Origin of the sequence: Pseudomonas sp. NFACC08-1 (assembly GCF_900106735.1) — a bacterium.
GTDB lineage: Bacteria > Pseudomonadota > Gammaproteobacteria > Pseudomonadales > Pseudomonadaceae > Aquipseudomonas > Aquipseudomonas fluorescens_Q.
On the sequence record NZ_FNNL01000002.1, the window covers coordinates 341,157 to 365,209 of the forward strand.

At 60.3% G+C, this 24,053-nt stretch carries 21 protein-coding genes; 4 read left to right on the forward strand and 17 right to left on the reverse strand.

Annotated features, from left to right (window positions below):
• Positions 1–27: 27 nt before the first annotated feature.
• A complete protein-coding gene (locus BLU76_RS05265) occupies positions 28–1,284 on the forward strand; it encodes an MFS transporter (protein ID WP_092221765.1) in 1,257 nt (418 codons plus the stop codon).
• A 35-nt stretch (positions 1,285–1,319) separates the two neighbouring features.
• Here the strand turns inward: BLU76_RS05265 and BLU76_RS05270 are convergent, their stop codons facing one another.
• The 7 genes from BLU76_RS05270 to BLU76_RS05300 form a co-directional block, all read right to left on the reverse strand.
• The gene (locus BLU76_RS05270) at positions 1,320–2,075 is read right to left on the reverse strand and encodes an ABC transporter ATP-binding protein (RefSeq protein WP_092221767.1); all 756 of its coding nucleotides are present in this window, start codon (positions 2,073–2,075) and stop codon (positions 1,320–1,322) included.
• Complete coding sequence (locus BLU76_RS05275) at positions 2,069–3,130, reverse strand: FecCD family ABC transporter permease (RefSeq protein ID WP_092142140.1); 1,062 nt, start codon at positions 3,128–3,130, stop codon at positions 2,069–2,071. Before BLU76_RS05275 ends, BLU76_RS05270 begins: the two co-directional genes overlap by 7 nt.
• A complete protein-coding gene (locus BLU76_RS05280) occupies positions 3,127–4,314 on the reverse strand; it encodes an ABC transporter substrate-binding protein (protein WP_092221769.1) in 1,188 nt (395 codons plus the stop codon). Before BLU76_RS05280 ends, BLU76_RS05275 begins: the two co-directional genes overlap by 4 nt.
• Positions 4,315–4,378: 64 nt before the next feature.
• Positions 4,379–6,790 (reverse strand): TonB-dependent receptor, encoded by a 2,412-nt coding sequence (locus BLU76_RS05285; RefSeq protein ID WP_092221771.1) that lies wholly within the window; start codon positions 6,788–6,790, stop codon positions 4,379–4,381.
• Positions 6,791–6,889: 99 nt separating this feature from the next.
• The gene (locus BLU76_RS05290; RefSeq protein WP_092142131.1) at positions 6,890–7,867 is read right to left on the reverse strand and encodes a FecR domain-containing protein; all 978 of its coding nucleotides are present in this window, start codon (positions 7,865–7,867) and stop codon (positions 6,890–6,892) included.
• Positions 7,868–8,383: a sigma-70 family RNA polymerase sigma factor gene (locus BLU76_RS05295; protein WP_092221772.1), complete on the reverse strand. Its 516-nt coding sequence runs from the start codon at positions 8,381–8,383 to the stop codon at positions 7,868–7,870.
• Between the two features lie 85 nt (positions 8,384–8,468).
• Positions 8,469–9,695 (reverse strand): MFS transporter, encoded by a 1,227-nt coding sequence (locus BLU76_RS05300; protein ID WP_092221774.1) that lies wholly within the window; start codon positions 9,693–9,695, stop codon positions 8,469–8,471.
• Between the two features lie 245 nt (positions 9,696–9,940).
• On the opposite strand from BLU76_RS05300, the gene BLU76_RS05305 reads away from it, so the two are divergent.
• Positions 9,941–12,163, forward strand: a complete 2,223-nt coding sequence (locus BLU76_RS05305) for a TonB-dependent receptor (RefSeq protein ID WP_092221776.1) — start codon at positions 9,941–9,943, stop codon at positions 12,161–12,163.
• 55 nt (positions 12,164–12,218) lie between these two features.
• On the opposite strand, the gene BLU76_RS05310 is transcribed toward BLU76_RS05305, so the two are convergent.
• From BLU76_RS05310 to BLU76_RS05335, 6 genes are all read right to left on the reverse strand, one after another.
• Positions 12,219–13,142 (reverse strand): fumarylacetoacetate hydrolase, encoded by a 924-nt coding sequence (locus BLU76_RS05310; RefSeq protein ID WP_092142118.1) that lies wholly within the window; start codon positions 13,140–13,142, stop codon positions 12,219–12,221.
• A complete protein-coding gene (locus BLU76_RS05315; protein WP_092142728.1) occupies positions 13,142–14,407 on the reverse strand; it encodes an MFS transporter in 1,266 nt (421 codons plus the stop codon). The genes BLU76_RS05310 and BLU76_RS05315 overlap by 1 nt, the downstream gene beginning before the upstream one ends.
• Before the next feature lie 131 nt (positions 14,408–14,538).
• Entirely contained in the window at positions 14,539–15,588 is a 1,050-nt protein-coding gene (locus tag BLU76_RS05320; RefSeq protein ID WP_092142115.1) for a type III polyketide synthase, read from the reverse strand.
• A 158-nt stretch (positions 15,589–15,746) separates the two neighbouring features.
• Positions 15,747–16,187: a Zn-ribbon domain-containing OB-fold protein gene (locus BLU76_RS05325; RefSeq protein WP_013693033.1), complete on the reverse strand. Its 441-nt coding sequence runs from the start codon at positions 16,185–16,187 to the stop codon at positions 15,747–15,749.
• Between the two features lie 10 nt (positions 16,188–16,197).
• Positions 16,198–17,394, reverse strand: coding sequence for a thiolase family protein (locus BLU76_RS05330; protein ID WP_057447984.1), 1,197 nt, complete (start codon positions 17,392–17,394; stop codon positions 16,198–16,200).
• 30 nt (positions 17,395–17,424) lie between these two features.
• The gene (locus BLU76_RS05335; protein WP_058542730.1) at positions 17,425–18,507 is read right to left on the reverse strand and encodes a hydroxymethylglutaryl-CoA synthase; all 1,083 of its coding nucleotides are present in this window, start codon (positions 18,505–18,507) and stop codon (positions 17,425–17,427) included.
• A gap of 419 nt (positions 18,508–18,926) precedes the next feature.
• On the opposite strand from BLU76_RS05335, the gene BLU76_RS05340 reads away from it, so the two are divergent.
• The gene (locus BLU76_RS05340) at positions 18,927–19,553 is read left to right on the forward strand and encodes a TetR/AcrR family transcriptional regulator (protein WP_063321691.1); all 627 of its coding nucleotides are present in this window, start codon (positions 18,927–18,929) and stop codon (positions 19,551–19,553) included.
• Between the two features lie 19 nt (positions 19,554–19,572).
• On the opposite strand, the gene BLU76_RS05345 is transcribed toward BLU76_RS05340, so the two are convergent.
• The gene (locus tag BLU76_RS05345; RefSeq protein ID WP_092142112.1) at positions 19,573–20,454 is read right to left on the reverse strand and encodes a 2,4-diacetylphloroglucinol hydrolase; all 882 of its coding nucleotides are present in this window, start codon (positions 20,452–20,454) and stop codon (positions 19,573–19,575) included.
• Between the two features lie 148 nt (positions 20,455–20,602).
• Here BLU76_RS05345 and BLU76_RS05350 point away from each other — a divergent pair, with 148 nt between their 5' ends.
• Positions 20,603–21,280, forward strand: a complete 678-nt coding sequence (locus BLU76_RS05350; RefSeq protein ID WP_063321689.1) for a TetR/AcrR family transcriptional regulator — start codon at positions 20,603–20,605, stop codon at positions 21,278–21,280.
• A gap of 24 nt (positions 21,281–21,304) precedes the next feature.
• On the opposite strand, the gene BLU76_RS05355 is transcribed toward BLU76_RS05350, so the two are convergent.
• The 3 genes from BLU76_RS05355 to BLU76_RS05365 form a co-directional block, all read right to left on the reverse strand.
• Complete coding sequence (locus BLU76_RS05355) at positions 21,305–21,775, reverse strand: DoxX family protein (RefSeq protein ID WP_092142105.1); 471 nt, start codon at positions 21,773–21,775, stop codon at positions 21,305–21,307.
• Between the two features lie 101 nt (positions 21,776–21,876).
• Positions 21,877–22,095: a tautomerase family protein gene (locus BLU76_RS05360; RefSeq protein WP_092142102.1), complete on the reverse strand. Its 219-nt coding sequence runs from the start codon at positions 22,093–22,095 to the stop codon at positions 21,877–21,879.
• Positions 22,096–22,229: 134 nt separating this feature from the next.
• Positions 22,230–24,014, reverse strand: coding sequence for an IlvD/Edd family dehydratase (locus BLU76_RS05365; RefSeq protein ID WP_092221778.1), 1,785 nt, complete (start codon positions 24,012–24,014; stop codon positions 22,230–22,232).
• Positions 24,015–24,053: the final 39 nt, after the last annotated feature.

Here is a 24,053-nt window from a genome sequence, read left to right on the forward strand (position 1 = left end):
TTTGGGGCAATGCCCGTCGAGGCCGCTATGGATCGCAACCGAGACCGACGTAACAACCTTTCCCTGGATGGCCTGAATTTCTTCCTCGCGGATGTGCGCGATGGGTTGGGTCCTTACCTGGCGATCTACCTGCTGGCGGTGCATCGCTGGGACCCGGCCAGCATTGGCGTGGTGATGACGGTGGCGGCCATGGCCGGGCTCGTCGCCCAGGCACCCGCCGGCGCGTTGATCGACCGGGTGCGCAGCAAGCGTGCCGTGGTGGCTGTGGCGGCCTTGGCAGTGACGCTGGGATGCCTGGTGCTGCCGTTCACCTCGTTCTTTGGCCTGGTGGCGTTGACCCAGGCCATCGGCGCCGTGGCAGCGTCAGTCTTTGCGCCGGCTATCGCGGCGATTTCCCTGGGCATTACCGGCACCAAGGCCTTTACACGGCGCACCGGGCGCAACGAAACATTCAATCACGCGGGCAATGCCTGCGCCGCGCTGCTGGCGGGTGGGTTTGCCTGGTTGTTCGGTCCCATCGCGGTGTTCTACCTGATGGCCGCCATGGCATTGGCCAGCATCGTCGCGGTCAGTTGCGTGTCCGCCGAGGCCATCGACCATGACGTGGCCCGAGGCCTGGAGGCGGGGCAGTTGGTCCACGGCCCTGTACCCTCGACGCTGCGGGTCCTGGTGGATAACCGTACGCTGTTGTTGTTCGCCATTTGCTGCGGGCTGTTCCACCTGGCGAACGCGGCGATGCTCCCGCTGGTCAGCCAGAAGCTCGCCCAGGCCAATGTGCACCTGGCCACGCCGTTGACGTCGGCCTGTATCGTCGCGGCGCAACTGGTCATGGTGCCCATGGCCTGGCTGGTCGGCGTCAAGGCCGATGCCTGGGGACGCAAGCCGTTGTTGCTGGCCGGCTTCATGATCCTGCCCATCCGCGGTGTGTTGTACGTGCTCTCGGACGACCCCTATTGGTTGGTGGCGGTGCAGTTGCTCGATGGGATCGGTGCCGGGCTGTTTGGCGCGTTGTTTCCCTTGGTGGTCAAGGACCTTACCCAGGGCACCGGGCGTTTCAACGTCAGCCTCGGGGTGTTGTCGACGGTGTTCGGGTTCGGCGCGGCGTTGAGTAACAGCCTGGCCGGCTTTGTGGTGCAAGGGGCTGGCTACAGCGCGGCATTCCTGACCCTGGCGGCGATTGCCGCGCTGGCATTCGGCCTGTTGCTGGCGATGCCTGAGACCTTCAGGCCAAGCCGCGTGACCCAGGCCGACACCCTTGCAGTGCCTGACGGCGGGGTCGCCTAGGTCCCGGGCCTTTGGCGCAAGGCCCGGGTGTGCGCTCAAACGATATCGTCGATCAGGATGTGGTGCTGTCCGCGGCTGCATCGTTCGATCCGCGCCTCGACCTTGTAGACCTTGCGAAGCATCGACTCGGTAATTACATCAGCGCTCGGGCCGCTGCCCTGGGCGGTGCCGTCGGCAACCACCAGCACCTGATCGGCAAAGCGCAGCGCTTGGTTCAGGTCGTGGATGGCGATGAATACAATGACTTCGCGCTTGCGCGCCAGGGCACGCATGAAGCCCAGCACCTGGACCTGCCGGTGCATGTCCAGGGCGCTGGTCGGTTCATCCATCAACAGGATTTCCGGTTCGCGCACCAGGGTCTGGGCGATCGACACCAGTTGCTGCTGTCCGCCGCTGAGCTCTCCGAGGTTACGGAACGACAACTCAGTGATGCCCAGCGCGGCGAGAATGTCGTCCACCCGCTTCAGTTCATCATCATGGACGACCCAGCCCGGCGTGAGCTGCTTGCGCGCCAGCAGCACCGACTCGTACACCGTCAACCGGGCGCTGGCGTTCAAGCCCTGGGGCATATAGCTGATGCCCTGCGGTCCCTTTTTCGAGCCCTCCAGTACCACCTGTCCGGGGCCGTCGATCAACCCGGCCATGCGCTTGAACAAGGTGGATTTGCCCGCCGCGTTGGGGCCGACCACCGCCACCACCTGGCCGCCGACAAAAGCTGCCGTGGTCACGCCGTGAATGACCGTGCGCTGGCCATAGCGAGCTCCGAGGTTCTCCAGCCGGATCGTTACCATGAGTTTTTCTTCCCGCCGAGAATCAAGGAAATGAAGAAGGGCACGCCGATCAGCGACGTGACCACGCCGATGGGGAAAATGGCCCCAGGGATCAGGGTTTTGCTGATCACCGAACTGGCGGACAGAATCAATGCGCCGGTCAACAAGGACGCCGGCAGGAAGAACCGTTGGTCTTCACCGATCAGCATCCGCGCGATGTGCGGGCCGACCAGGCCGATGAAGCCGATCGTGCCGACAAACGCCACCGGGAACGAGGCGAGCAGGCTGACCATGATCAGCGTCTGAAAGCGCAGGCCGCGCACGTTGATGCCGAAACTCGCGGCCTTGTCGTCCCCCAGCCGCAGCGCGGTCAAGGCCCAGGCGCGCCGGGCGAAAATCGGCAGAGTGACGAGGATCACCAGGCAGATCACCCCGAGCTTGGGCCAGGTGGCTTTGGTCAGGCTGCCCATCGTCCAGAACACCACGGCGGCCACGGCTTGTTCGGTGGCGAAGAATTGCACCAGTGCCAGCAACGCGTTGAAGGTGAACACCAGGGCGATGCCGAGCAGCACGATAGTCTCGGCGGTGACGCCGCGGCGCAGGCTCAGGAAGTGGATCAGCAACGCCGACAGCATGGCCATGATGAACGCGTTCACCGGCACCATGTACTGCGCCGCCAACGGGAACAAGGCCACGCCAAACGCCAGCCCCATGGCCGCACCGAAACTGGCGGCGGCGGAAATGCCCAAGGTGAACGGGCTGGCCAGCGGGTTGTTGAGGATCGTCTGCATCTGCGCGCCGGCCAGTGACAACGCGGCGCCGACCGCAACGGCCATCAGCGCCACGGGCAGGCGGATGTCCCACATCACCACGCGGACCTGGGGCGATGCGCTCTCCGGTGAAAACAGCGCGCCGAGTACTTCGTCGAGGCTGTAGCGTGCCGGCCCGAGAGCCAGGTCGAGCAGGACGCTGCAGATCAGCAACAGCGTGAGCCCCCCGAGAATGAGCCGCTTGCGCAGCACCAGGCGCCGGTAGGTGTCACGCTGCATGACCAGGGTTTCGTTCAACGAAGTCATGGCTGGTCCTCAGTCTGGCGCAGGCTGACGGCGTAACCCGGCTCATAAGGGACCGGCAGGAACTGCTCGTGCAATTGGCGGAACGAGGCGTCCGGGTCCAGGTCGGCGAACAACGTCGGGTGAAACCACTTGGCCAATTGCTGGATGGCCACGAACTGATAGGGGCTGTTGTAGAACTGATGCCAAATGGCGTGGAACGCCTGGTCGTCCTGGGCCTTGATGCCGGCGTAGGCCGGCCGCTGGGTGTACCACGCCAATTTTTTCCTGGCTTGGGCCATGTCCGCCCCGGGGCCGACGCCGACCCAATGGCCACCGGGTGCAAAGGCTTCCCAGTTGGCACTGGTGACTACCACCTGCGCCGGGTTGGCGACCACTACTTGCTCGGCGTTCAACTGGCCGAACGTGGTGGGGATGATGCCTTTGGCGATGTTGTCGCCACCGGCCATTTCGACGAACAGGCCGAAGTTCTCGTTGCCGAAGCTCAGGCAACAATCATCGGTGTATCCGCCGATGCGTTCGATGAAGATCTTTGGCCGGGCAGGGTGGCGCGCTTCAATGACGTCGGTGACCCGTCGAATCTGTTGGTTGCGAAAATCGATGAAGGCTTCGGCACGGGCTTGCTTGCCGAACAGTTGGCCGAACAGGCGCATGGTCGGCTCGGTGTTCTGCATCGGGTTGTTGCGAAAGTCCACGTAGACCACCGGGATGCCCAAGGCGTCGAGCTTCTCGATGTAGCGCGCATCCTCGGTGGCGTGCTGGGCTTCGATATTGAGGATGATCACATCCGGACGCTGGGAGATGGCCTGTTCGATGTCAAAGGTGCCGTCCTCGAACCCGCCGAAGGTCGGGATCTTGGCAATGTCGGGAAATTTGCGCAGGTAGGCGCCGTAGGTGTCCGGGTCTGACTGGATCAGGTCCTTGCGCCAACCGACGATGCGTTCGATGGGATTTTGCGTGTCCAGCGCCGCCACCAGATACAACTGGCGGCCTTCGCCGAGGATCACCCGCCTGACGGGGAGGTGGACCTTGACCTGGCGCCCGAGCAGGTCGGTCACGCTGCCCAGGGCTGGATCCGCATCGGCGGCCAAGGCATTGCGGGGCGTCAGTGAGAGAAACGACACACCGAGCAGCCCGGCGAACAGCAGGGCGGCGAGGGTGTGAGGGCGGCGAAAAACAGTAACCATGGTTCAGGCCTTTACAAAAGCCGGGCCGGACAACGGCGCAAGTCGCCGCCCCGACCCGCAGGTTTCAGAAATCAACGGTGGCGGATAACAACAGCGTGCGCGGTGCGCCTTGGGAAAACGCGCCATAGGACGCGACCCCTGACCAGTAGGCACGGTCAAAGACGTTCTGCACCGTGGCGCGAAATGTCGTGGGCCGCTCGGCAATGCGTGTGGCATAGCGGGCACCGACATCGAAGCGGGTCCAGGCGTCCAGTTCCTGGGTGTTGGCCTGGTCGACGTACTGGCTGGCGGTGTAGATCGCGCCGCTGGTCAGGGTCAGCCCAGCGATGCCCGGGGTGTCCCACTCGGCCCAGAGGTTGGCCTGGACCTTGGGCACGCCCACCGGTGTATTGCCGCGGTTGGCGGCCACGCTGGTGCGGGTCAGTTCCCCGTCGAGTAGCGTCACGCCACCGAGCAGGCGCGTGCCCCGGGCAATCTCGCCGGACAGGTTCAGTTCCACGCCACGGTTGCGTTGCTGGGCCTGGACCGAAAACACCCTGGACGACAATTCGCCGCTGGGTTTCTTGATCTGGAACAGCGCCAGGGTGGCCATGAAGCGGTCGTAGTCGAGCTTGACCCCGATCTCCTGCTGGCGGGAGATGTAGGGAGAAAAAATTTCTTCGGCGTTCGTGGCGGCAGCCGGCGCGATGTCGCCCTTGCTCAGGCCTTCGATGTAGTTGTAGTACAGCGCGACATGGTCCCAGGGCTTGGCGACGATACCGAGCAGTGGGGTGGTCTTGCTTTTGTCGTAGGACGGGGTGGCAACGATGGTGTTGTAGTTGTCCGACTGGATGTTTTGTCGGCGCAACCCGAGGGTGACCTGGAGGCGCTCATTGAGTACCGACAAGGTGTCGGCCAGGGCGACGCCCGACAGCTCGCTTTCGGAGATTTTTGGCGTGTGAGGTTCGGCGATGTTGGGCCTGGGCCGGTCGACCGGGTGATAGATGTTCGAGAGGATGGTGGGGCCGGAAATAATGCCCCGGGACAACTCATCGCGATAACGGCTGACTTGCAGCACCGCGCGGTGGTTGACCGGCCCGGTGTCGAAGCCCAGGCGCGCGCCGGCGTCGACGGTGTAGCGCTGGACGTTGAATTTGTAATAACCGGGAACCGATGACGTGTCGCCGGCGGCGTTGATGATGGTCGGGGTCTGGTCGGACATGCGCTCGACCTCGGATTTTCCGCCGCCGGCGTGGGCAAACAGGGTCAGATGGTCGCTGAGGTCGTACGCGCCACTCAGTAACGCCGATTTGTCCCGGGCCCGGGAGCGCCCCCAGTCCTGGCTGACACTGGTGCGGCCGTTGGCGGCGGAGGGGATTTGCACGCCAGGGTCGATCAGGAAAGGGCGGGAGGCGGCGTCGAATTTTTCATCCTGGCTGATCAGGTCCAGGGTCATGCGCAGGCGATCCCCTTGGTAGTCCAGGGACATGGCGCCGGTACCGACGTCCCGGGACTGCTTGTCGATGGCCGTATCACCCTGCTGCAGGCTACCGTTGAGCCTCATCCCGAACCGGCGTTCTTCACCAAAGCGCCGACTGACGTCGAGGTGGCCGCCCAGTTGCGAGTCGGTGGCGTAGCGGCTGGTGAATCGGGTCAGGTCCTCGTCGAGGGCGCGCTTGGGGACCACGTTGATCACACCGCCCACGGCGCTGTTGGGCGACATGCCGTACAGCAGCGCGGCGGGGCCCTTGACCAGTTCGATGCGCTCGGCGTAATCGGTGAACACCCGGTAATTGGACGCCACGCCATACACGCCGTCGAAAGCCAACTCCCCGAGGTTGCCTTCCCCCAACGGAAAACCGCGGATGAAGAACGAATCGACGATGCCGCCCGCCTGGCCCGTGGAGCGCACCGAAGCATCGCGTTCCAGCAAGTCGCCCACCGTGGTCGCCTGTTGATCCCTGATCATCGTCGAGGTGTAGCTGCTGATGCTGAACGGCGCCTCCATCACATCGGTGTTGCCCAGCAGGCCGAGGCGTGCGCCGCGGGCGACCTGGCCGTTGGCGTCGGTAGGTGGCAGGTCGGTGCTGCTTCTGCCCGTGGCGTCGACGCTGATCTGCGGCAGGGACACCCGGCGCAGCACCAGTGTGTAGCTGCCATCGTCGCGGGCAACCATCTCCACGCCGCTGTCGGCCAGTAGCTGGGTGAGTGCTTGCGCTGCCGGATAAGTGCCGGAAAGTCCCGGGCTGACCAGGCCCTCAGTGATCGAAGGCTGGAACGACAAGGCAATGCCGGCGGTTATCGCAAAGCTCGACAGGGCAGGGCCGAGCGGCCCCGGGGCGATCTCATAGGCGCGGGGGGCGACGGCTTCCAGTTGCGCGGGCACGGTGGCGAAGGCGAACGACCCGGTGACCGTGCTCAACGCAAGGCCCAACAGCACACTGCGCATGACGGGTTTGGACGGACGATCCGGACGCAGGGGCCGTGCAACGAGCATGGATGGATGACCCTATGGACGAGATGAAATGGTTATTCCTTTCTTTGCCAGTTGAGATCAAAAAAAGTATCACCCGAGCAGCAAATATTTTTTGTGGGGTCAGGCCGGGGAGAGCGTCACCCAGTAACCGCTCAAATGACCGGTGACCAGGACCGGGTAGGTTTGCACCAGCATGTTGAGCGTGCGCTGGGTATCGCTGATGGGAAAAGCGCCGGACACCCGCAGCTCGGCAATGGCCGGGTCGCACCGCACGAAGCCCCGGCGATAGCGCGCCAGTTCGGCGACGAAATCCGCCAGGCGCATCCTGTCGGCCATCAGCATGCCTTGGGTCCAGGCGCTGGCGTTGCGATCGGTCGGGGTCAACGGGCCGAAGGCCTGGGACGAGAAGTCGGTGCGCTGTCCGGCGTTGACGATGAGCGGCGCGGCCTGGCGAGCCTCGGCCAATTCAATCCGCACCGCGCCTTCGAGTACCGCCAGATGGGTGCGCGATGGCAGTTGGCGCACGATGAACCGCGTACCCAGGGCCTGCATCCGGCCCTCGCGGGTGCTGACCAGGAACGGTCGGGCCTGTGGTGAGGCATCCGGCGCGGTCTGCACCAGGACTTCCCCTTCGCGCACATGGAGGAGCCGTTGGCGGGTGTCGAACAGCACGTCGATGGCCGTGCCGGTATTGAGGGTGAGGTGAGAGCCGTCGGCCAAGGTCAACTCGCGGCGCTCGCCGATGGCGGTGCGGTAATCGGCGGACCATTGCTGCGATTGCGCCAGTTTCCAACTGCCCCAACCGACAGGCACCGCTGCCAGCAGCAACGCCAGTTTGCCAAGGGCCGCGCGTCGTTCGGGGCTGCTTGGACGATCCAGCGCCGACATCGCTAACGCTCGTGGCAAGCCGCCGAGCTTGCTTTGCAGCAATTGCGCACGAGACCAGGCCCGACCGCGCTCGGGGCTGCTGGCCCTCCAGCATTCCCATTCGGCGCGCTCGGTGTCACTGAGGTCGCTTTCGCTCAAGCGCATCAGCCATTCGGCGGCTTCTTCGAGGACCTTGGGGTCGAGCGGCGGCTCACGGCGACGGGTGAGCATTCATTCCACCAGCATCAAGCACTGCACGAATGCCTGCTTCATGTAGCGCTTGACCGTGATCAGCGAGACGTTCAGCTGTTGGGCGATGTCGTCGTATTTCAGGCCGCCGATCTGCGACAGCAGGAATGCCCGTTTGACCGGCGCCGGGAGGGTGTCGAGCATGGCGTCGATTTCGTGCAGGGTTTCCAGCACCAGAAAGCGCAACTCAGGGGACGGCACTTCCTGGGCCGGCAGATGCGCGAGCGCCTCCAGGTAGGCACGTTCCAGGGCCTTGCGCTGATACCAGTTGATAAGAATGCCCTTGGCCACGCAGCTCAGGTACGCCCGGGGCTGGTCAATGGCCGTGACTTGGGAGGCGAGAATGCGCGTGAAGGTGTCTTGCGCCAGGTCCGCCGCATCCATGGCATTGCCCAGTTTCTTCTTCAGCGTGGCGTACAGCCAGCTGTGATGGCCGGCGTACAGATCTTCGATCACGCGCAGATGCTGGTCGTTGTTCGCGGGCAGGATTTCGCTCATGGCTGCGTTTTTTTGCAATTGAGAAGTATTCCCAATGCTAAAGGACAACTTGCCCGCGACGCAAGCGGCATTCAGCAACCCTGTTTCAGCCACGCGCAAGGCCCTCGGGCCTATAACGCAATGCAATGATGGGGATCAGCGCCAGCACATAGGCCAGGCAAACGAACAGGTAGGTGTATTGCAACCCGTAGACCTGGCTGAGCAATCCACCGATCGAAATGCCCGCGATCGAAGCGAATTGCGTGGTGCCCTGGGCAATGCCCAGCACGTGGCCTTGTCGTGAGCTTTCGGCGGATTTCGAGATGAGGGCCATCAGCACTGGCGTGGTGGCACCCAGCAGCACGCCCCAGATGAAGTAGGCAATGACAAATACGATGACGTTGCGCGTGATCCCCGCCAGGGCGGTCAAGGCGACACAACCGAGCACGATGTAGAGGATGCGCTGCAAGGTTTGCTGTTGGGTATGGTGCTCGAAATAGCGCGACCAGGCCGTGGCCGACAGAATGAAACCCAGCGCCAGCAAGCCGTAGCACAGGCCGACGAGCGAGTTGCTGACGACGAATACCGCGCTCACATACAAGGAGAATGATGTTTGCGGCAGCATCCGCGCCAACAGCAGAATGCCCATGACGCATAACAACGACAGCAACGACGATCCTTGCCAGATACTGTCGGTACGGCTCTTCGCTGCCGGGGCCTGGCTCGCCGAGGACCTCTTCACTGGCGGCACATCCGGCAAGGCCACGGCGGCCACCACCGTGCACACTGCGCACAACACCGAGGCGGTGAGGTTGATCCAGAAGAACGTGGCGTAGTCGAGGATCAGCCCCCCGACTATTGCGCCGAGCAATGAGCCGACATTGGTGGATATTTGCAGAATCGCGAACAGCCTCGCTCGCCGCGATGGGGCTTCGATACTGACGCCGTAGGCCTGCGCCGGGGCGATGTATCCGGCAAAGGCGCCCTGCAAGAAGCGCAGGACCAGAATGATCCAGATATCGCTGCACAGCGCCAGCCCGAGCTGGGTCAGCGACAAGCCTGCCAGGGCGCGGATCATCATCCACTTATGGCCGTAGCGATCACCGATACGGCCCCAAAAGGTGCTGGTCAGCATGATGCCCAGCATCGGCCCGACATACACGGCAATGCTGGCGAAGCTGAAAACCGACGCCGAGGACGTCAGCCCGCGCAGGTGAACCGGCCAAAATGGCCCGCTCATTTCCATCGCGCCCATCGAGATGAGCTGGATCGCGAACAGAAGATAAATCAGGACTCTGACGCTCGAACCCTGGACGACACCTGTGTGGGACATGATCAGCCTCGGTGCTTAAACGCCAGCAAGCGGGTAGGGTAGCGTGTGCTGCTGGCGATGACAGGGTCGGCAAGATGCCCGGCTGCACGAGAGGTTGCAAGGTGTCGATACCGCAGCAGCGTCGGTATGCGCGAGTGCTTTGGCGCAGTCTGAAAAAATAATCCCCGGGAGGTGATACTTTTCCGCAGGTCGACTGGCAATAGGAGTGATTACCATTTTCTCTCGTTGAAAAGGATCCTTAAGCCATGTCTGTTGCACGTCGACCTTGTGGTGAGTCTGCGTTATCCGTCGCGATTCGTAGCGCCACGCTGAGTTTCATTCTGGTCGCAGGAAGCGCCACCGCCTGGGCGGCAACCCCCGAACAGGCGCCTGCCGCCGATAAGACCCTGGACGCCTCCAAGGACAACGGCCAAGGCTTGACCCTTGACGCCACCACCATCAGCGGCACCCACAACGACCCAGGTGCACTGCCGCCCGTGTTGGCCGGTGGTCAAGTGGCGCGCGGCGCACGCTTGGGGATGATGGGCAACAAGGACGTGATGGACACGCCGTTCAGCGTGACCAGCTACACCGCCAAGACCCTGGCCGACCTGCAAACCGTGACCGTGGCCGACGCCCTGCAACGAGACCCTTCGGTGCGCTCGACGGGCCAGGTGGGCGGCATCGTCGATTCGTTTTTCATCCGTGGTTTTCCCATCGGCGAGGGTAACCTCGGCGAGTTGGCCTACGACGGCGTATACGGCGTGGCACCCAACTACCGGGTGTTCACCGACTACGCCGAACGGGTCGAAGTGCTCAAGGGGCCGGGGGCGCTGATGTACGGCATGTCTCCGAACAGCGGGGTGGGCGGGGTGATCAATATCGTTCCCAAGCGTCCGTTGGACGAAGACCTGACGCGCTTTACCGGCAGCTACGCGTCCGACTCCCAAGTGGGCGGGCACCTGGATGTCAGCCGTCGATTCGGCTCGGAAAACCAGTTTGGCGTGCGCTTCAACGGCACCCTCCAGGGTGGCGACACGGCCATCGACGACCAGGAACGCGAACTTGGTATCGGAGCTATCGCCCTGGATTATCGGGGCGAGCGTTTGCGCTTGAACCTCGACTTCATAAGCCAGAAAGAAAACTTTGACGGTGCCTCGCGGCCCTTCACCGTCGCGCGTGGCGTTGAAATTCCATCCGCCCCCAACGGTCGTACCAATGCATCACAGAAATGGGGTTGGTCCGACACCAAGGAGCAATCGGCGTTGCTGGGGGGCGAATACGACCTGACGGACGCGGTCACGGTGTTTGCCCACGCCGGTGGCGGTCGTTCGGACGTCAAGCGAATGTCCGACCAAGTGCCAGATATCATCAATAGTGCAGGCGATATCACCAACAGGCCGGGGTACTACAAATTCAATGTGGACCGTTCGACAGCCGACGTGGGGATCCGCGGGATATTCGATACCGGCCCTGTCAGCCACACGACCACGCTGATGGCGAGCACTTATCAGGATGAGCTGTCCCGGGGCATCAACCGGGGGGCCGATATCCCCTCGAACATTTATCACCCGGTGGACGTGCCCAAGCCAGCCATCAATGCACCCAAGGTGTCACGGGTTTCCGAGTCGCAATTGTCCGGTTTCGCCTTGACCGACACCTTGTCGGTACTGGATGACCGTCTGCAACTGTCCCTGGGGTTGCGCCGGCAGAAGGTCGAGTCACGCAATTACAGCGAGACGGGTTCGGTCAGTTCCCGTTATGACGACAGTGCCACGACCCCGATGGTCGGCGTGGTGGTCAAGCCCTGGGAGGACGTGTCGCTGTACTACAACTATGTCGAGGGGCTGAGTAAAGGTGACGTTGCGCCAGCCAACGCGAACAATCCTCTAGAAACATTCGCACCTTATGAATCCAAGCAGCACGAGATGGGCGTCAAGTACGAGCACGGCACGTTCATGACCACCTTGGCGCTGTTCCAGATCGAGAAGCCCAGTGGCGAACTCGGTGCGAACAATGTTTTCTCGGTGCAGGCCGAACAGCGCAACCGTGGCGTGGAACTGAGCGTGTTTGGCGAAGTGGCCCCCGGCACCCGTTTGATGGGTGGCGTGACATTGCTCGATGGTGAGCTGACGGATTCCGCCACAGCGGCCAACCGTGGCAATAAGCCGGTGGGCGTGCCAGACGTGCAAGCCAACCTGTGGGCCGAATGGGACACCCCGTGGGTGGAAGGCTTTACCCTCACCAGTGGCGCGATCTACACCAGCAGCCAATACGTGAACCAGGCCAACACCCAGGAGCTGGATGCCTGGACCCGTTTCGATGCGGGCGCTCGCTACGCCACCAAGATCGAAGGTCGACCGACGACTTTCCGAGCCACGGTCCAAAATGTCTTTGACCGCGAATACTGGTCGGGTGTCGCCTCGTATGGGGCGTTCTCTCCAGGCTCTCCGCGCACATTGCAACTCTCGGCCACGGTCGATTTCTAAGAAGCGGGCAAGGGTGGCTCAAACCAAGGGCCACCTCCTCGTTTATAGCGGTCGATCAGAACTTTTTCGGCACGGGCAGCGGTCGGTCGATACAGTCATGGTCAGGTGCGCGCCGCGCAGGCAAGGGCACCAGCGACACCAATTCCTCTTCGACGATTTGATTGCTCATGGCCAATTCCAGCTCGGGGCAGTCAATGCTGAGCCAGTCACCGTGCTGGAGCGGCACATTCGTGGTGCGATGGCTCAAGCTGTGAAACACGTAATGAACCAGCCCGGGCTCGAGAAACTGCTCGTGTTTCTCCAGGAACTCTTCCGAGTATCGGCGCAGACTCTGCCAGCGATGCAAACTCATCCGGTGGTGACTTGCCGTCAAGGGTTGGCCGTCGCGTTCTATCTGGACATTGATGGCCAAGTCAGCCTGCAATTCCCCCACGATCAATGCCGGGGCAATCGCACAGGTGCGCAAGTGCGCATGCGTTGAAGAAATGGCGTCGCGACTGTGCAATACATGATCGTGGATATCGTTACCCAGGGTAAAACCAATGAAGCGCAGCGCACCAAACGGGTCGACCCAATAGAGGCAGACAATGCACGGCTCGCTACTGATGCTTTGTGAATGATAGGGCACCTGCAAAGGGTCGCCGTCGGTCTTGAGCAGTCGGCCGTTACCTTTGTAATACCAGGCTTGTTCTGTCTTGGCGGTACAGAGCGTGATTTCGCTGATCTGGACCAACAAGTTGTTATCGGGCTTGAGCGGCGGTCGGTATTTCACCGCCGCAGGCGTAAGCGGGTAGGGCGTGGACGGCAGGTCCTTGAGATAGGACTCCCAGTCCATATTCCGATCCGCGCAATGGGCCAGGGCTTCATAAAGATTTCCCTGGGGTGGACGCACCTCCCGGCTTTGCCCGGACTTGAAGTCAAATACGCCAAGGCCTCCTCGCGGCACTGGAGAGTCCAGCAACATTACATAGTGGGTCATTACTTATCCTCCAGGGTCAAGCGTGCGGATAGGGGGGCGTAGTCCTTGAGTCCGTTGAACGCCGGGTTTGCCTCTTTGAGCCGTAAGGACAGCAAGCCCCCCGTGATACTTCCGGCCAGTGCCAGGAACAGAATCGCGGTAAGTCCCCACGTCATGGCGATGTAGCCGGCGACGACAGGGGCGACGCCCCCTCCAAGAATCTCTCCGCAGCCCACCACCAGGCCCGTCGCGGTGGCCAATAAACTGGGCGGCACTGATTCGCTGGTCAGTGGACCGACCGTCATGCAGATCAGGCTGAAGTTGATAAAGGACAAGAAAAATAATTGAAGGAACAGTAGCCAGGGCAACGGTGGGCTGACGATCAATAAACCCACCAACAGGGCGCTGATCATGAAGCAGATCGAGACCACGGGCTTGCGACCCAGTTGGTCGGACAAGCCGGGAATGACCAGTTGGCCAAAAAAACCACCCAGGCCAATTGCAGAAATGATCATGGCCATGGAGAAATTGCTCAGGTGCAGAATGTCTGTCAGGTAGCTAGGGAGCAGGGCGCACAGAACGAACTGGCACGTCAGTATGCAGAGCATCAAGGCAATATTGAGCCGCACATTCCCGCAGGACAGGGCCGCCCTCCACTGGCTTTTGGAGGTATGTGCAATCGACTCCGTGCTGGGCGCCTGGGTCGGTTGGTAGGTTCTATAGAGGTACCAGGCCACTAACAGGCCGGGTAACGAAATGATGGCGAATACGGCGCGCCAGGATCCGGACATTTCCAGCAATACGCCCGCCAGCAGCGGTCCGAGGCACAGGCCGATGATGGGGAACAAGGCCTGTTGAATCCCTAGATTGAGTCCGCGCCGGGAAGGCTGCGAGACTTCATCGGTGACAATGATACTGACCGGAGTGAAGGCCCCTTCGCAGACGCCCATCAAGGCGCGCAAGAGCACCAGGCCCACCAGGCCGGTGATCAATGCAGACGCACCGGCCAGAATCGATAGCAGGGTGATCGACAGCACCAGCAACTTCTTGGGGCCCAGTACCCTGATGGCGGCGCCCATGAACAGGGCAGAGCCTCCCCACGCAAATGCCAGGATGGCCGACAACATGCTCAAGTCCTGATAGTCCAGGGCCAAGTCACGCATGATCACCGGGAACAGCGGCATGATAATGAACCTGTCCAGTCCTACCAGCCCGAAGCTCAGCGACAGAAGCGTGATCATGCGTCTTTCATAGCCGCCCCAAGGTCGAGCGACCAGATACTTCATCTCCATGTTCTTTTCCTTCTTTCCCTAGCGCTTTCGAAGCCCTCTTGAGCGAGGTGAACGCCTGCGATTCATACTCCGGCAGCCAGGGGCAGGTGTGCCCCTGGCTGGGTGCCGGTGTTTTATCGGATCTGTCAGGCGACCCACTTGCCCACGGCCATTTCAGCGGTGAAACCGGGGCCGAAGGCCGCCAGCATGCCAGTCGCGCCATCGACAAGCCCGCTGTCAAACTGGCGCTTGAGCACATCGAAGACCACCACGCTGGCGATGTTCCCGGCTTCGCTCAAACTGTCGCGAGACTGCGCGACCCGGCCGGGTTCCAGGTCCAGTTGCAGGACCAGTTCATCAAGAATTTTCCGTCCGCCGGTATGGAAGATGAAAAAGTCGTTTTGTGCGCAATGTTGATTGAAGGTCTCGTAGTTCAATTCCTCCATCATTGGTGCGACATCTTTAATGGAGTTCATGACGGCCTTGTCCAGGGTAAAGTGAAAGCCACTGTCCTTAACGTCATATTTGATGTAGTGCTCGCTATCAGGCAGGAAGTAAGACCCGGTCTTGGCGATCTTGAAACCAGGCGCCTTGTCATCGGCGCGCATGACGCAGGCCGATACGGCATCGCCGAATAACGCCGCCGATATGAACGCGTGCAACTTGGTGTCCTGGGGTTGATAGCAGAGCGACGAGAACTCCAGGGAGACGATGAGGACATGGTTGTCCGGCGCCATGCTGGCAAAATCATTGGCTCGATTGATCGCCGCAGCGCCTGCCACGCAGCCCAATTGAGCGATGGGCAGTTGTACGGTCGACGTCCGCAGGCCCAGGTCATTGATCAAGTGGGCCGTGAGCGAGGGCATCATGAAACCGGTGCACGATGTCACCGCGACCATGCGAATGTCGTCGATGGTCAGTCCGGCATTTTCAATGGCTTGGCGCGCCGCGATGGATGACATGCGGCGGGCTTCGCGCTCATAAACGATGCTGCGGTGGGTGAAGCCAGTGTGCACCGCCAGTTCATCGATAGGCAGGACCAAGTGCCGTTCGTTCACCTGTGTGTTTTGAATCATTCGTTTGGCAAGTGCCATTCGTGGATGATCATCATGCAACTGCTCTAGATGCTCGATCATTTGTTGCTGGGTGATCTTGTATTGCGGAAACAACAGACTGGGTTTGCAAAGAGTAGACATGACAAGTCCTCGGCTAGAAGCCAATAAAGTTAGAAGCACATTTAAGGCAATGACTGCAAAGCAGGACTCTGAAAAACAGAATCAAAGCTGCGGGCTGGGGAGCCAAAAAACTTGACTGTTGTTATCGAAAAGAGCGGGTGTGGCGGACGCCTTGTTTGTTATTTCACCAATACAAACTTATAGGCATATTGCCAGGCCAAGTTGCTTTCCCGGACATGTTTGCGAATAACCATGCGCACGGGCGCACCGCTGACGACTTGCCGGGGATCGGTGACATCTACGATTTCCGAGGCAATCACCAAGCCATCATCCAGACGCACCATCGCCATGAAGCGGGGCACGGTTTCGCCATAGCCCATGGCTGCCAGTATCGGATTCTCGGCATGGGCGCTGACTTGGATCGTGCCGGTGCGTGCGCAGCGATACGGTTCCACATTCAACGAATTGCACGCGCCGCAAACGGTGCGCCGAGGGAAGAAAATTTCTTCGCAATCCTGGCAACGGCTGCCTTCGAGACGGTATTTGCCGCCATGCTCGCGCCATTCGCGCAACATGCTGGCGGTGGTCATGCGGTGAATCTGTTCAGGGTAAAGGGACATGGTCGGCTCCTTAATCGTTGGAAAGCACAATGACACTGTTGTGCGCGGCGTAACCGCCCAGGTTTTGCGAGACACCAATACGGGCGCCTTTGACTTGGTTGTTGGACTCGCCGCGAAGCTGTCGGAACAATTCAGTAATGTGCAAAATCCCATCGCAACCGGAGGCGTGGCCGCGTCCGATGTTGCCGCCGTCAGTGTTCAGGGGAAGTTGCCCGTCAAGAGCTATGCCGCCTTCCAATACGAAGTCGCCTGCCTGGCCTGGACCACATACGCCCATGGACTCCATTTGAATCAACCCGGCGCCCAGCAAGTCGTAGACTTGCGCCACATCGATATCCTTTGCAGTGATGCCGGCTTTTTTGTAGGCGATTTCTGCGCAGGCCATCGAGTTGGCGGAAACTGCCATGCCTACATCTTTTGGCAGCCCCGGAAATTGCAACGTCGGGTTGTGATAACGCGTGCCGAAATAGTGCGATACACCGGTGTAGGCACAGCCGCGGATAAATACCGGTTGGGTCGTGTAACGGTGCGCAAGGTGTTCGGCAACCAGGATGGCGCAACCACTGGCTTCGCCCCAGGCCAACATCGAGCCACACGCTTCGCTACTCTTGAGCGCTTCAAGGGACGGAATCGGCACGCCGTAGCGGGTGGCGGTGGGGGTGTTATGGGCATAGATACGCATCTGCCGCCCAAAGGTTGCCAATACATCCGCTTCACGTCCTGCATAGCCGAACTTTTCAAAATACTCGGCGGTCGCCAGGGCGAAGGCGTCAGTGTGTGAGATGCCTAGAAAATAATCGTATTCACATTCGGTGCTGGAGCCAATGTACTCGGCGTAGTTGATGTGGTCGGTCATTTTTTCGAAACCGCCACACAGGACGATGTCGTATTCACCTGAGGCGACCATTTGGTGAGCCATCTGGAAAGACACCGAACTACTCGTGCAGTTGGCAGTACTCATGAACGTGGGGGCAGGGCTGATACCCAAGGCATCGGAAATGGTCGGGCCCAGGCCTCCGTATTCAGAAATGCCTTCACCGTGGTAGCCATAGGCAACAGCCTGGAGTTCGCGGGGATGCATCTTGATGGCGTTGAGCGCTTGGTAAGCGGACTCGACGATCATCTCCTTGAACGTCTGGCGAACTCTGGAACTGCCGGGCTTAGGGGTATAGGCAGCCGAAACGATAGCAACGCGTCGTGCGCTCATAAAAAGTGCTCCTTGCTGGATGAATTGGAATCAGAGATAGGCCGTCAGGGCGTAGTCGGGCCGCAAGTATTTGAACTCGTACTTGATCGACGTCCCGTAATCCACGTAGTACTTATCCTCCAGCAGCGTGCGCAGCGGAACGTTGGTCTTTTGATAGGCTTCGATGGCATCGGTGACGGTCAAGGCAATGGCATCGCTGCCCGCACCAAACCCATAGGAAACCACCAGGATTCTTTCACCGGGACGCGCTTGATCGAGGACGTTGACCAAGCCCAGCAAAGGGCTTGCTGCCCCAGCATCGCCGACACTCTGGGCATAGATGCCAGGTTCGATTTGCGCCGTCGTGAATCCCAGGTGCTTGCCCAGAGAGTAGGGGGTTGAAACCAGGTTCTGTTGGAAGACGACATAATCGAAATCACCGGCCTGCGCATGGATCTTGGCCATCAATCCCGAGGCAGCACGGCGAGTCTGGTCTTCCAGGCCGATGCTGTTCTTGTCCGAGCCCAATCCCATTCCCGACCGGATATAGCGGTCCCCTTGAGGCCTGATGTTGTCAGCGACATCCGCCGCGCAAGAAAAACTTGCGTCAAAATGCGCGATCACATTTTCTGTACCCAGCAGCAGGGCAGCGGCGCCCGCTCCGGCGTAGGACTCTGTCAAATCACCGGGGGCGGTGTTGCGGTTGATCGTATCGGCGCCCACTGCCAACGCGTTGCCCACCATGCCCGATGCTACCAAGGCGTATGCAATCTGAAGGGCGCTGGTGCCGGATTTGCCGGCAAACTGCACGTCTGCGCAAAAGGCGTCATAGCCGCAGCCAAGCATTTCCAGGATGATCGCGGCCGAGGCCCGGGAGTCATATGGATTGGTGCAGGTGCCAAGATAAAGCGCTTCAAGGGGACAAGGCGGCGCTTTGTCCAGTGCGCGCTGGGCGGCGAGGACGCCCAAGGTAATGACGTCTTCATCAGGTTGCAGCACAGCCCTTTCAAGGACGCCCAATTGACCCTTTACCAAGCTCAAATCGGTGTTTTTCCACACCTGGATCACGTCGTCCACCTTGAGCCGGCAGACCGGGATGCCCGCGCCATAGCTCACAATTCCTACTTTATTCATGTGTACTTCCTCCAGATTCCGTTCTTTCACCTGCTGGCAGAAAGCCGTGACAGGCGCATGAAATATTTAGAAACTATCTATTGGTGCTCGCAAAGTGATAAATGGCGGTCCCATGCCCCATAAATCGGCGGGTCCAAGCAGCAGAACCTACCGGTCAACCTATGAACAATAGGTTTGTTTTCGTGCAATCATTATGTATGATACGAAACGTACCGTATCGTTAAGGTAGCGTTAAAAATTTATGACTTTCCTTCTCATGTCTCCCTATATAGAGGTAATAAGCGCTGAAGAGACCCCCTGCTAAACCGAAGCTGAGATCATATAAATATACAAAACGAAACGATCCGTTTCATTGCTTTTCGAGAGAATCCTATACCCTGAGTCTCTTTTGTCAAGCGCCATATTGGAGATTTTGATTTATGGCCCGTAAACCATCTCGGAGCTCCATTGGCTCATTGAGGAGCCCTCACACGCACAAAGCGATCATCATTTCTGCCATAGAAACACTTAAAGAGTGCGGTTACTCGGGGTTGAGCATCGAGGCGGTGGCCCGCCGCGCTGGCGCGAGCAAACCGACAATCTACCGGTGGTGGGGTAACAAGGCAGCCTTGATCGCCGAGGTCTACGAGAGTGAAAGCGAGCAGATTCGCAAAGAGCCTGATAAAGGCACTTTCAAGGAGAACCTCAATTTCTTGCTGCTCAATCTCTGGAAGGTCTGGCGAGAAACGATTTGCGGGGAGGCTTTTCGATGCGTCATTGCCGAGGCCCAGCTCGATCCCAGCACGCTGCCCAAGCTCAAAGACGAATTCATGGAGCGGCGTAGGGAGTTGCCTCGCAAGCTGGTGGAAAAAGCCATTCAGCAGGGCGAGTTGCCCAAGGATACATCGCGTGAATTGCTCTTGGACATGATCTTTGGGTTTTGCTGGTACCGGCTGTTGACCGAGCAGTTGGAGGTGGAGGCAGATATCAATGAGTTCACGACACTGTTGATGAACGGGGTACTGCGCCCGACTTCGGCGGCGGTTCAAGACGCCGCCGAAGCCTGATTATCGGGAGGGGTTGGGCTTATTTCGCGCCGCTGAATCGTGCATGAAGGCTCGGCAGGATGCTGGCCAGGTGGTTGAACTCACACAAGTCATGCACTGCAAATTCATAAGCCAGGGTTTCCAGCTCCACTTCTCCCAGGCCGTTTTCTTCCAGTAGCTGGGCGGCGCGCTCGGCGCCTGGAAAACGCTGCATGGCCGGGTGGCTGCCGACCCAGTAACGGCTCGTCAGGTACAAACCCTCCGGGCATTCCTTGAACAAGTGCGCCATCAGCGACACCGGTACTTGCGGTTCGTGGGCCAGGCTCATCAAGGCGCTGACACTGCCGTCTATTTTGGATTCGCGGTAAAGATCCGGACAGAAGCCCAGTTCGCAGGGGTCCCTGAAATCAATGTGCAGGTGCATGAGGCGGTCACCGACGTACTCTGAGGCGCAAAAGGTATTGCCATACAAGCGCTCCTCGAAGGTCAGGGTATCGTCCAGGAGGCGCTCGTGATGAACGCAGGGGTTTTCCACGTGGGCATAAGGAAACCACAGGGTGTAGCGTTCAGCCTCTAGTGGATGCCACATGAACCACCACTTGAGCATCTGCGCGGTGCAGTTGGGAAAAAACTTGCGACTTTGCACATAGGCCATCGGCCCTGGCAGCAGGGCGTATCCGGCCTCTTCGCTGATGAAATCAGCGGCGAGCATGCGGTTAAGGTCTTCAACGCTGGGCGTCAAGGCGTCAGCCAAGGGCATGGGGCCTTGCTGTATTTTTTCGACGGCACTGAGCGGCACGCTGATCTTCGAGCGGAAAAAGTCGGCGTAGGGTTTGCCTTGGATGGCCTGCTGATTGGCCAGGAACTGCTTCTGCATTGGCAATGAGAAGTAGGTGAAAGGTGTCATTACGCGCGCTTCCATGACGGTATTTCCTTGATAGTGCGCGAAAAGCCCGGAGCATCGGCTGCGAAGTCCTCGCGCGGTGTTGTAAAGGGACAATGACGGGACCAAAATAGGTAGTCTGAAATAAAAAGTCAAATTTGAATTAGAACTATAAAGAGATGAGCTCATGGACAATGCCATTGGCAAGCCTTCCCTGCCTCGTGCTTCGCGGCTCGATGGGCAGGCAACGCGGCTGCAGATTCTGGAAAAAGCGGGTGAATTGTTTGCCGAACAGGGATTGGCCAACACCACCAGCAAGCAGATTTGCGAACGTTCGCAAGCCAACAGTGCGGCGGTGAATTATCACTTCGTAAACAAAGAGGGCCTGTACCGCGCGGTATTGCTCGAAGCCCACGCTCGGTTGGTGCGGATGGAAACTCTGGTTTCGCTTAACGAGCGGCCCGGTTCGCCGCAAGACAAATTACGTGCCCTCATCACCGTGCTGGTCGAGCGCCTGCACGACCATCCGGATGGCTGGGCGCTGAAAGTGCTCACGCGCGAAGTGCTTTCGCCTTCTCCCGAGTTTGAGGTGGTACTCAAGGAGCAGTCGTTTCCCAAGGCGCACATTCTGCGTGGCTTGCTTGGGCAAATCATGAACTTGCCAGCGGATCACCCGACAACGTTGCGCAGCGCCATCAGTGTCTTCGCCCCCTGTCTTTTCTTGCTTATAGCCCATCAGCCGTTAAAGCAGCATGTGCTGCAAGGGTTGAGTCTCGAGCCGCAGGGTTTGATCGACCACATGATGAGCTATGCCCTTGGTGGGCTCCAGGCAGTGGCCGCGACTGCGCACGACGCTGCAAACTGACGCGGGGTCCATGGTTATGGGGGGCTACCGTTGGCGCGAGTCCAATGAGTAGGCACCGCCGCCGCGCGCGACGATGTAGAGGGCAAGAAACCCCATCAGCACAGGAAACTCGATGCCTCGATCTATCCAGGGCCATGTCGGCCCCAGTGCATAGCTGATCGCAACCATCTCAATGGCGATCAGCAAGGCGACGAGTCGTGTGCCGAGCCCTATCGCCAGCATGAGCGCACCTACCGTCTCCAGCAGCATGACCAGGAAGGCAAGCTGTGCAGCGAAAGGCAGCCCCATCACGTTCTGGATGAGGTTGATCGAGGCGGCCATTGGATCCGCCATCGAACCGTGGGAAATGCGCAGAACCTTTGGCAAACCGTGGGTCAGCAGGACCCCGGCGAAGATGATCCGCAGCAAGGCGTACAGGGGCGCTTCAACGCGGGCGACTCGTTCAGTCGCAGCGGCTAACACGCAGCGCAGCGACGATAAGACTTGAATGGTCATGGGGAATCCCTGGCAGGGTTGCTTGAAACGCTGACGCATGAATTCGATAACGACCCCTGCATTGTGCAAGGGGCGATACCTCTGCGAATACTCCCTGGGCGCTATTGCCCTTTGGCGGGCAGGCCCATCTTCGCCAGCGTCAGCGTTTCATCGGCGCGCCCCCATCCGCCGTCTGCAACCTCCTCGACAAGGACCATGGTGAACGGACGAACGCCCTCGCCGAAGTACTCGACGAACATCTCTGTGGTGCGATGGATGATCTCTTCTTTGCGGACGTGGTCCAGGATTCCTTCGGGGAATTTGTAGTTGGCAAATGGCATGGATCGACTCCGTGGTGTAGGAAAGATTCGGTAGGGTCAACAACCCAAGCGCATCTTTCCCCTTCAGGTCCATGGAATAAATCCCTCTGGATTGTCATCAGCATTCAACGTGCGTGAACAATCGGCCGCTCGGCTCAGTGCGAGTGACGCGGTTCACCACTGCGGGCAATCACGCGCAGATGCAACGTCGCCGGCTCCAGGCAGCCCCCTGTGGAAAGCTGTCCCACCAGTTGCCGGTACAGCTCCTGCCAAGGTGTTTGCGAGGGTGGGATATTCGGTATCCATTCGCGGCGGCGCTGGGCCATCTCGGCGTCGTCGATCAGCAGGTTCACGGTGCGTGTGTTCAGGTCCACTTTCAGCCGGTCGTTGGTTTTCAGCAACGCCAGGCCGCCGCCCACGGCCGCTTCCGGGGACATGTTGAGGATCGACGGGCTCGCCGAAGTGCCGCTCTGACGTCCATCGCCGAGGCAGGGCAGGGAGTCGATGCCTTGCTTGATCAGCGCCGCCGGCGGGGCCATGTTCACCACTTCGGCGCTGCCGGGGTAGCCTACGGTGCCAACGCCACGGACCACCAGGATGCAGCGCTCGTCGATGTCCAGCGCCGGGTCGTCGATCCGCGCGTGATAGTCCTCCGGTCCTTCGAATACGATGGCCCGGGCTTCAAAGCTATTCTCGGCGCCGGGCTCGGACAGGTAGGTCTTGCGAAACGCCTCGCCCACCACCGACATCTTCATGATCGCGCTGTCGAAGAAGTTGCCGCTGAGCACGATGAAGCCGGCCCGGTGCTTGAGCGGGGTGTCGAAGGGATGGATCACATCGGTGTTGCTGGTCAGGCTGTTGCTGACGATTTCGCCGATGGTCTTGCCGCTGACCGTGGCGCAGTCTTCATGCAGGCGCCCGGCTTTTTGCAGTTCATGCATGACCGAGGGCACGCCTCCGGCCCGATGGAAACCCTCGCCCAGGTACTTGCCCGCCGGCATGCAATTGACCAGCAGCGGCACGTCCTCGCCAATCCGTTGCCAGTCCTCCAGGCTCAGCTCGACGCCCATGTGCCGGGCGATGGCGATCAAGTGCGGCGGGCAGTTGCTCGAAGCGCCGAGTGCCGAGGCGACGGCGATGGCGTTCTCGAAGGCCTGGCGGGTCATGATCTGTGAGGGGCGTATGTCTTGCCGCACCAGGTCGCAGATGCGCTTGCCGGTGGCATAAGCCATTTGCCCGCGCTCGCGATAGGGCGCCGGAATGCTCGCGCAACCGGGCAGCGACATGCCCAGGGCTTCGGCCAGGGCGTTCATCGACAAGGCGGTGCCCATGGTATTGCAGTGACCCACCGACGGCGATGCCGCAGTGGTCATTTCCATGAAGCCTTCGTAGTCGATCTCGCCGGCGGCCATCAGGTTGCGTGCATGCCAGAGTACGGTGCCGGAGCCGATCAGTTCGCCCTTGTGGTGGCCGTCGAGCATCGGCCCGCCGGACAGGACAATGGCCGGCAGATCGGTGGTCGCCGCGGCCATCAGGCAGGCCGGGGTGGTCTTGTCGCAGCCGGTGGTGAGCACCACGCCGTCCAATGGGTAACCGTGAAGAATCTCAACCAGCCCCAGGTACGCCAGGTTGCGGTCCAGTGCGGCGGTGGGGCGACGCGACTGTTCGGCGATCGGGTGCACCGGGAATTCCATGGGAATGCCGCCGGCATCACGGATACCGGCCTTGACCCGTTGGGCCAGTTCCAAGTGATGACGGTTGCAAGGGGTCAGGTCGCTGCCGGTCTGGGCGATGCCGATGATCGGGCGTCCCGACTGCAGTTCTTCGCGGGTCATCCCGTAGTTCATATAGCGTTCGACATACAGGGCGGTCATGTCCGCGTGAGCCGGGTCATTGAACCATTGCTCGCTGCGCAGGCGGTGTTTTGACGTGTCACTCATGATTCATTTCTCTCTTGTAATTGGATGAATCGGTCACGG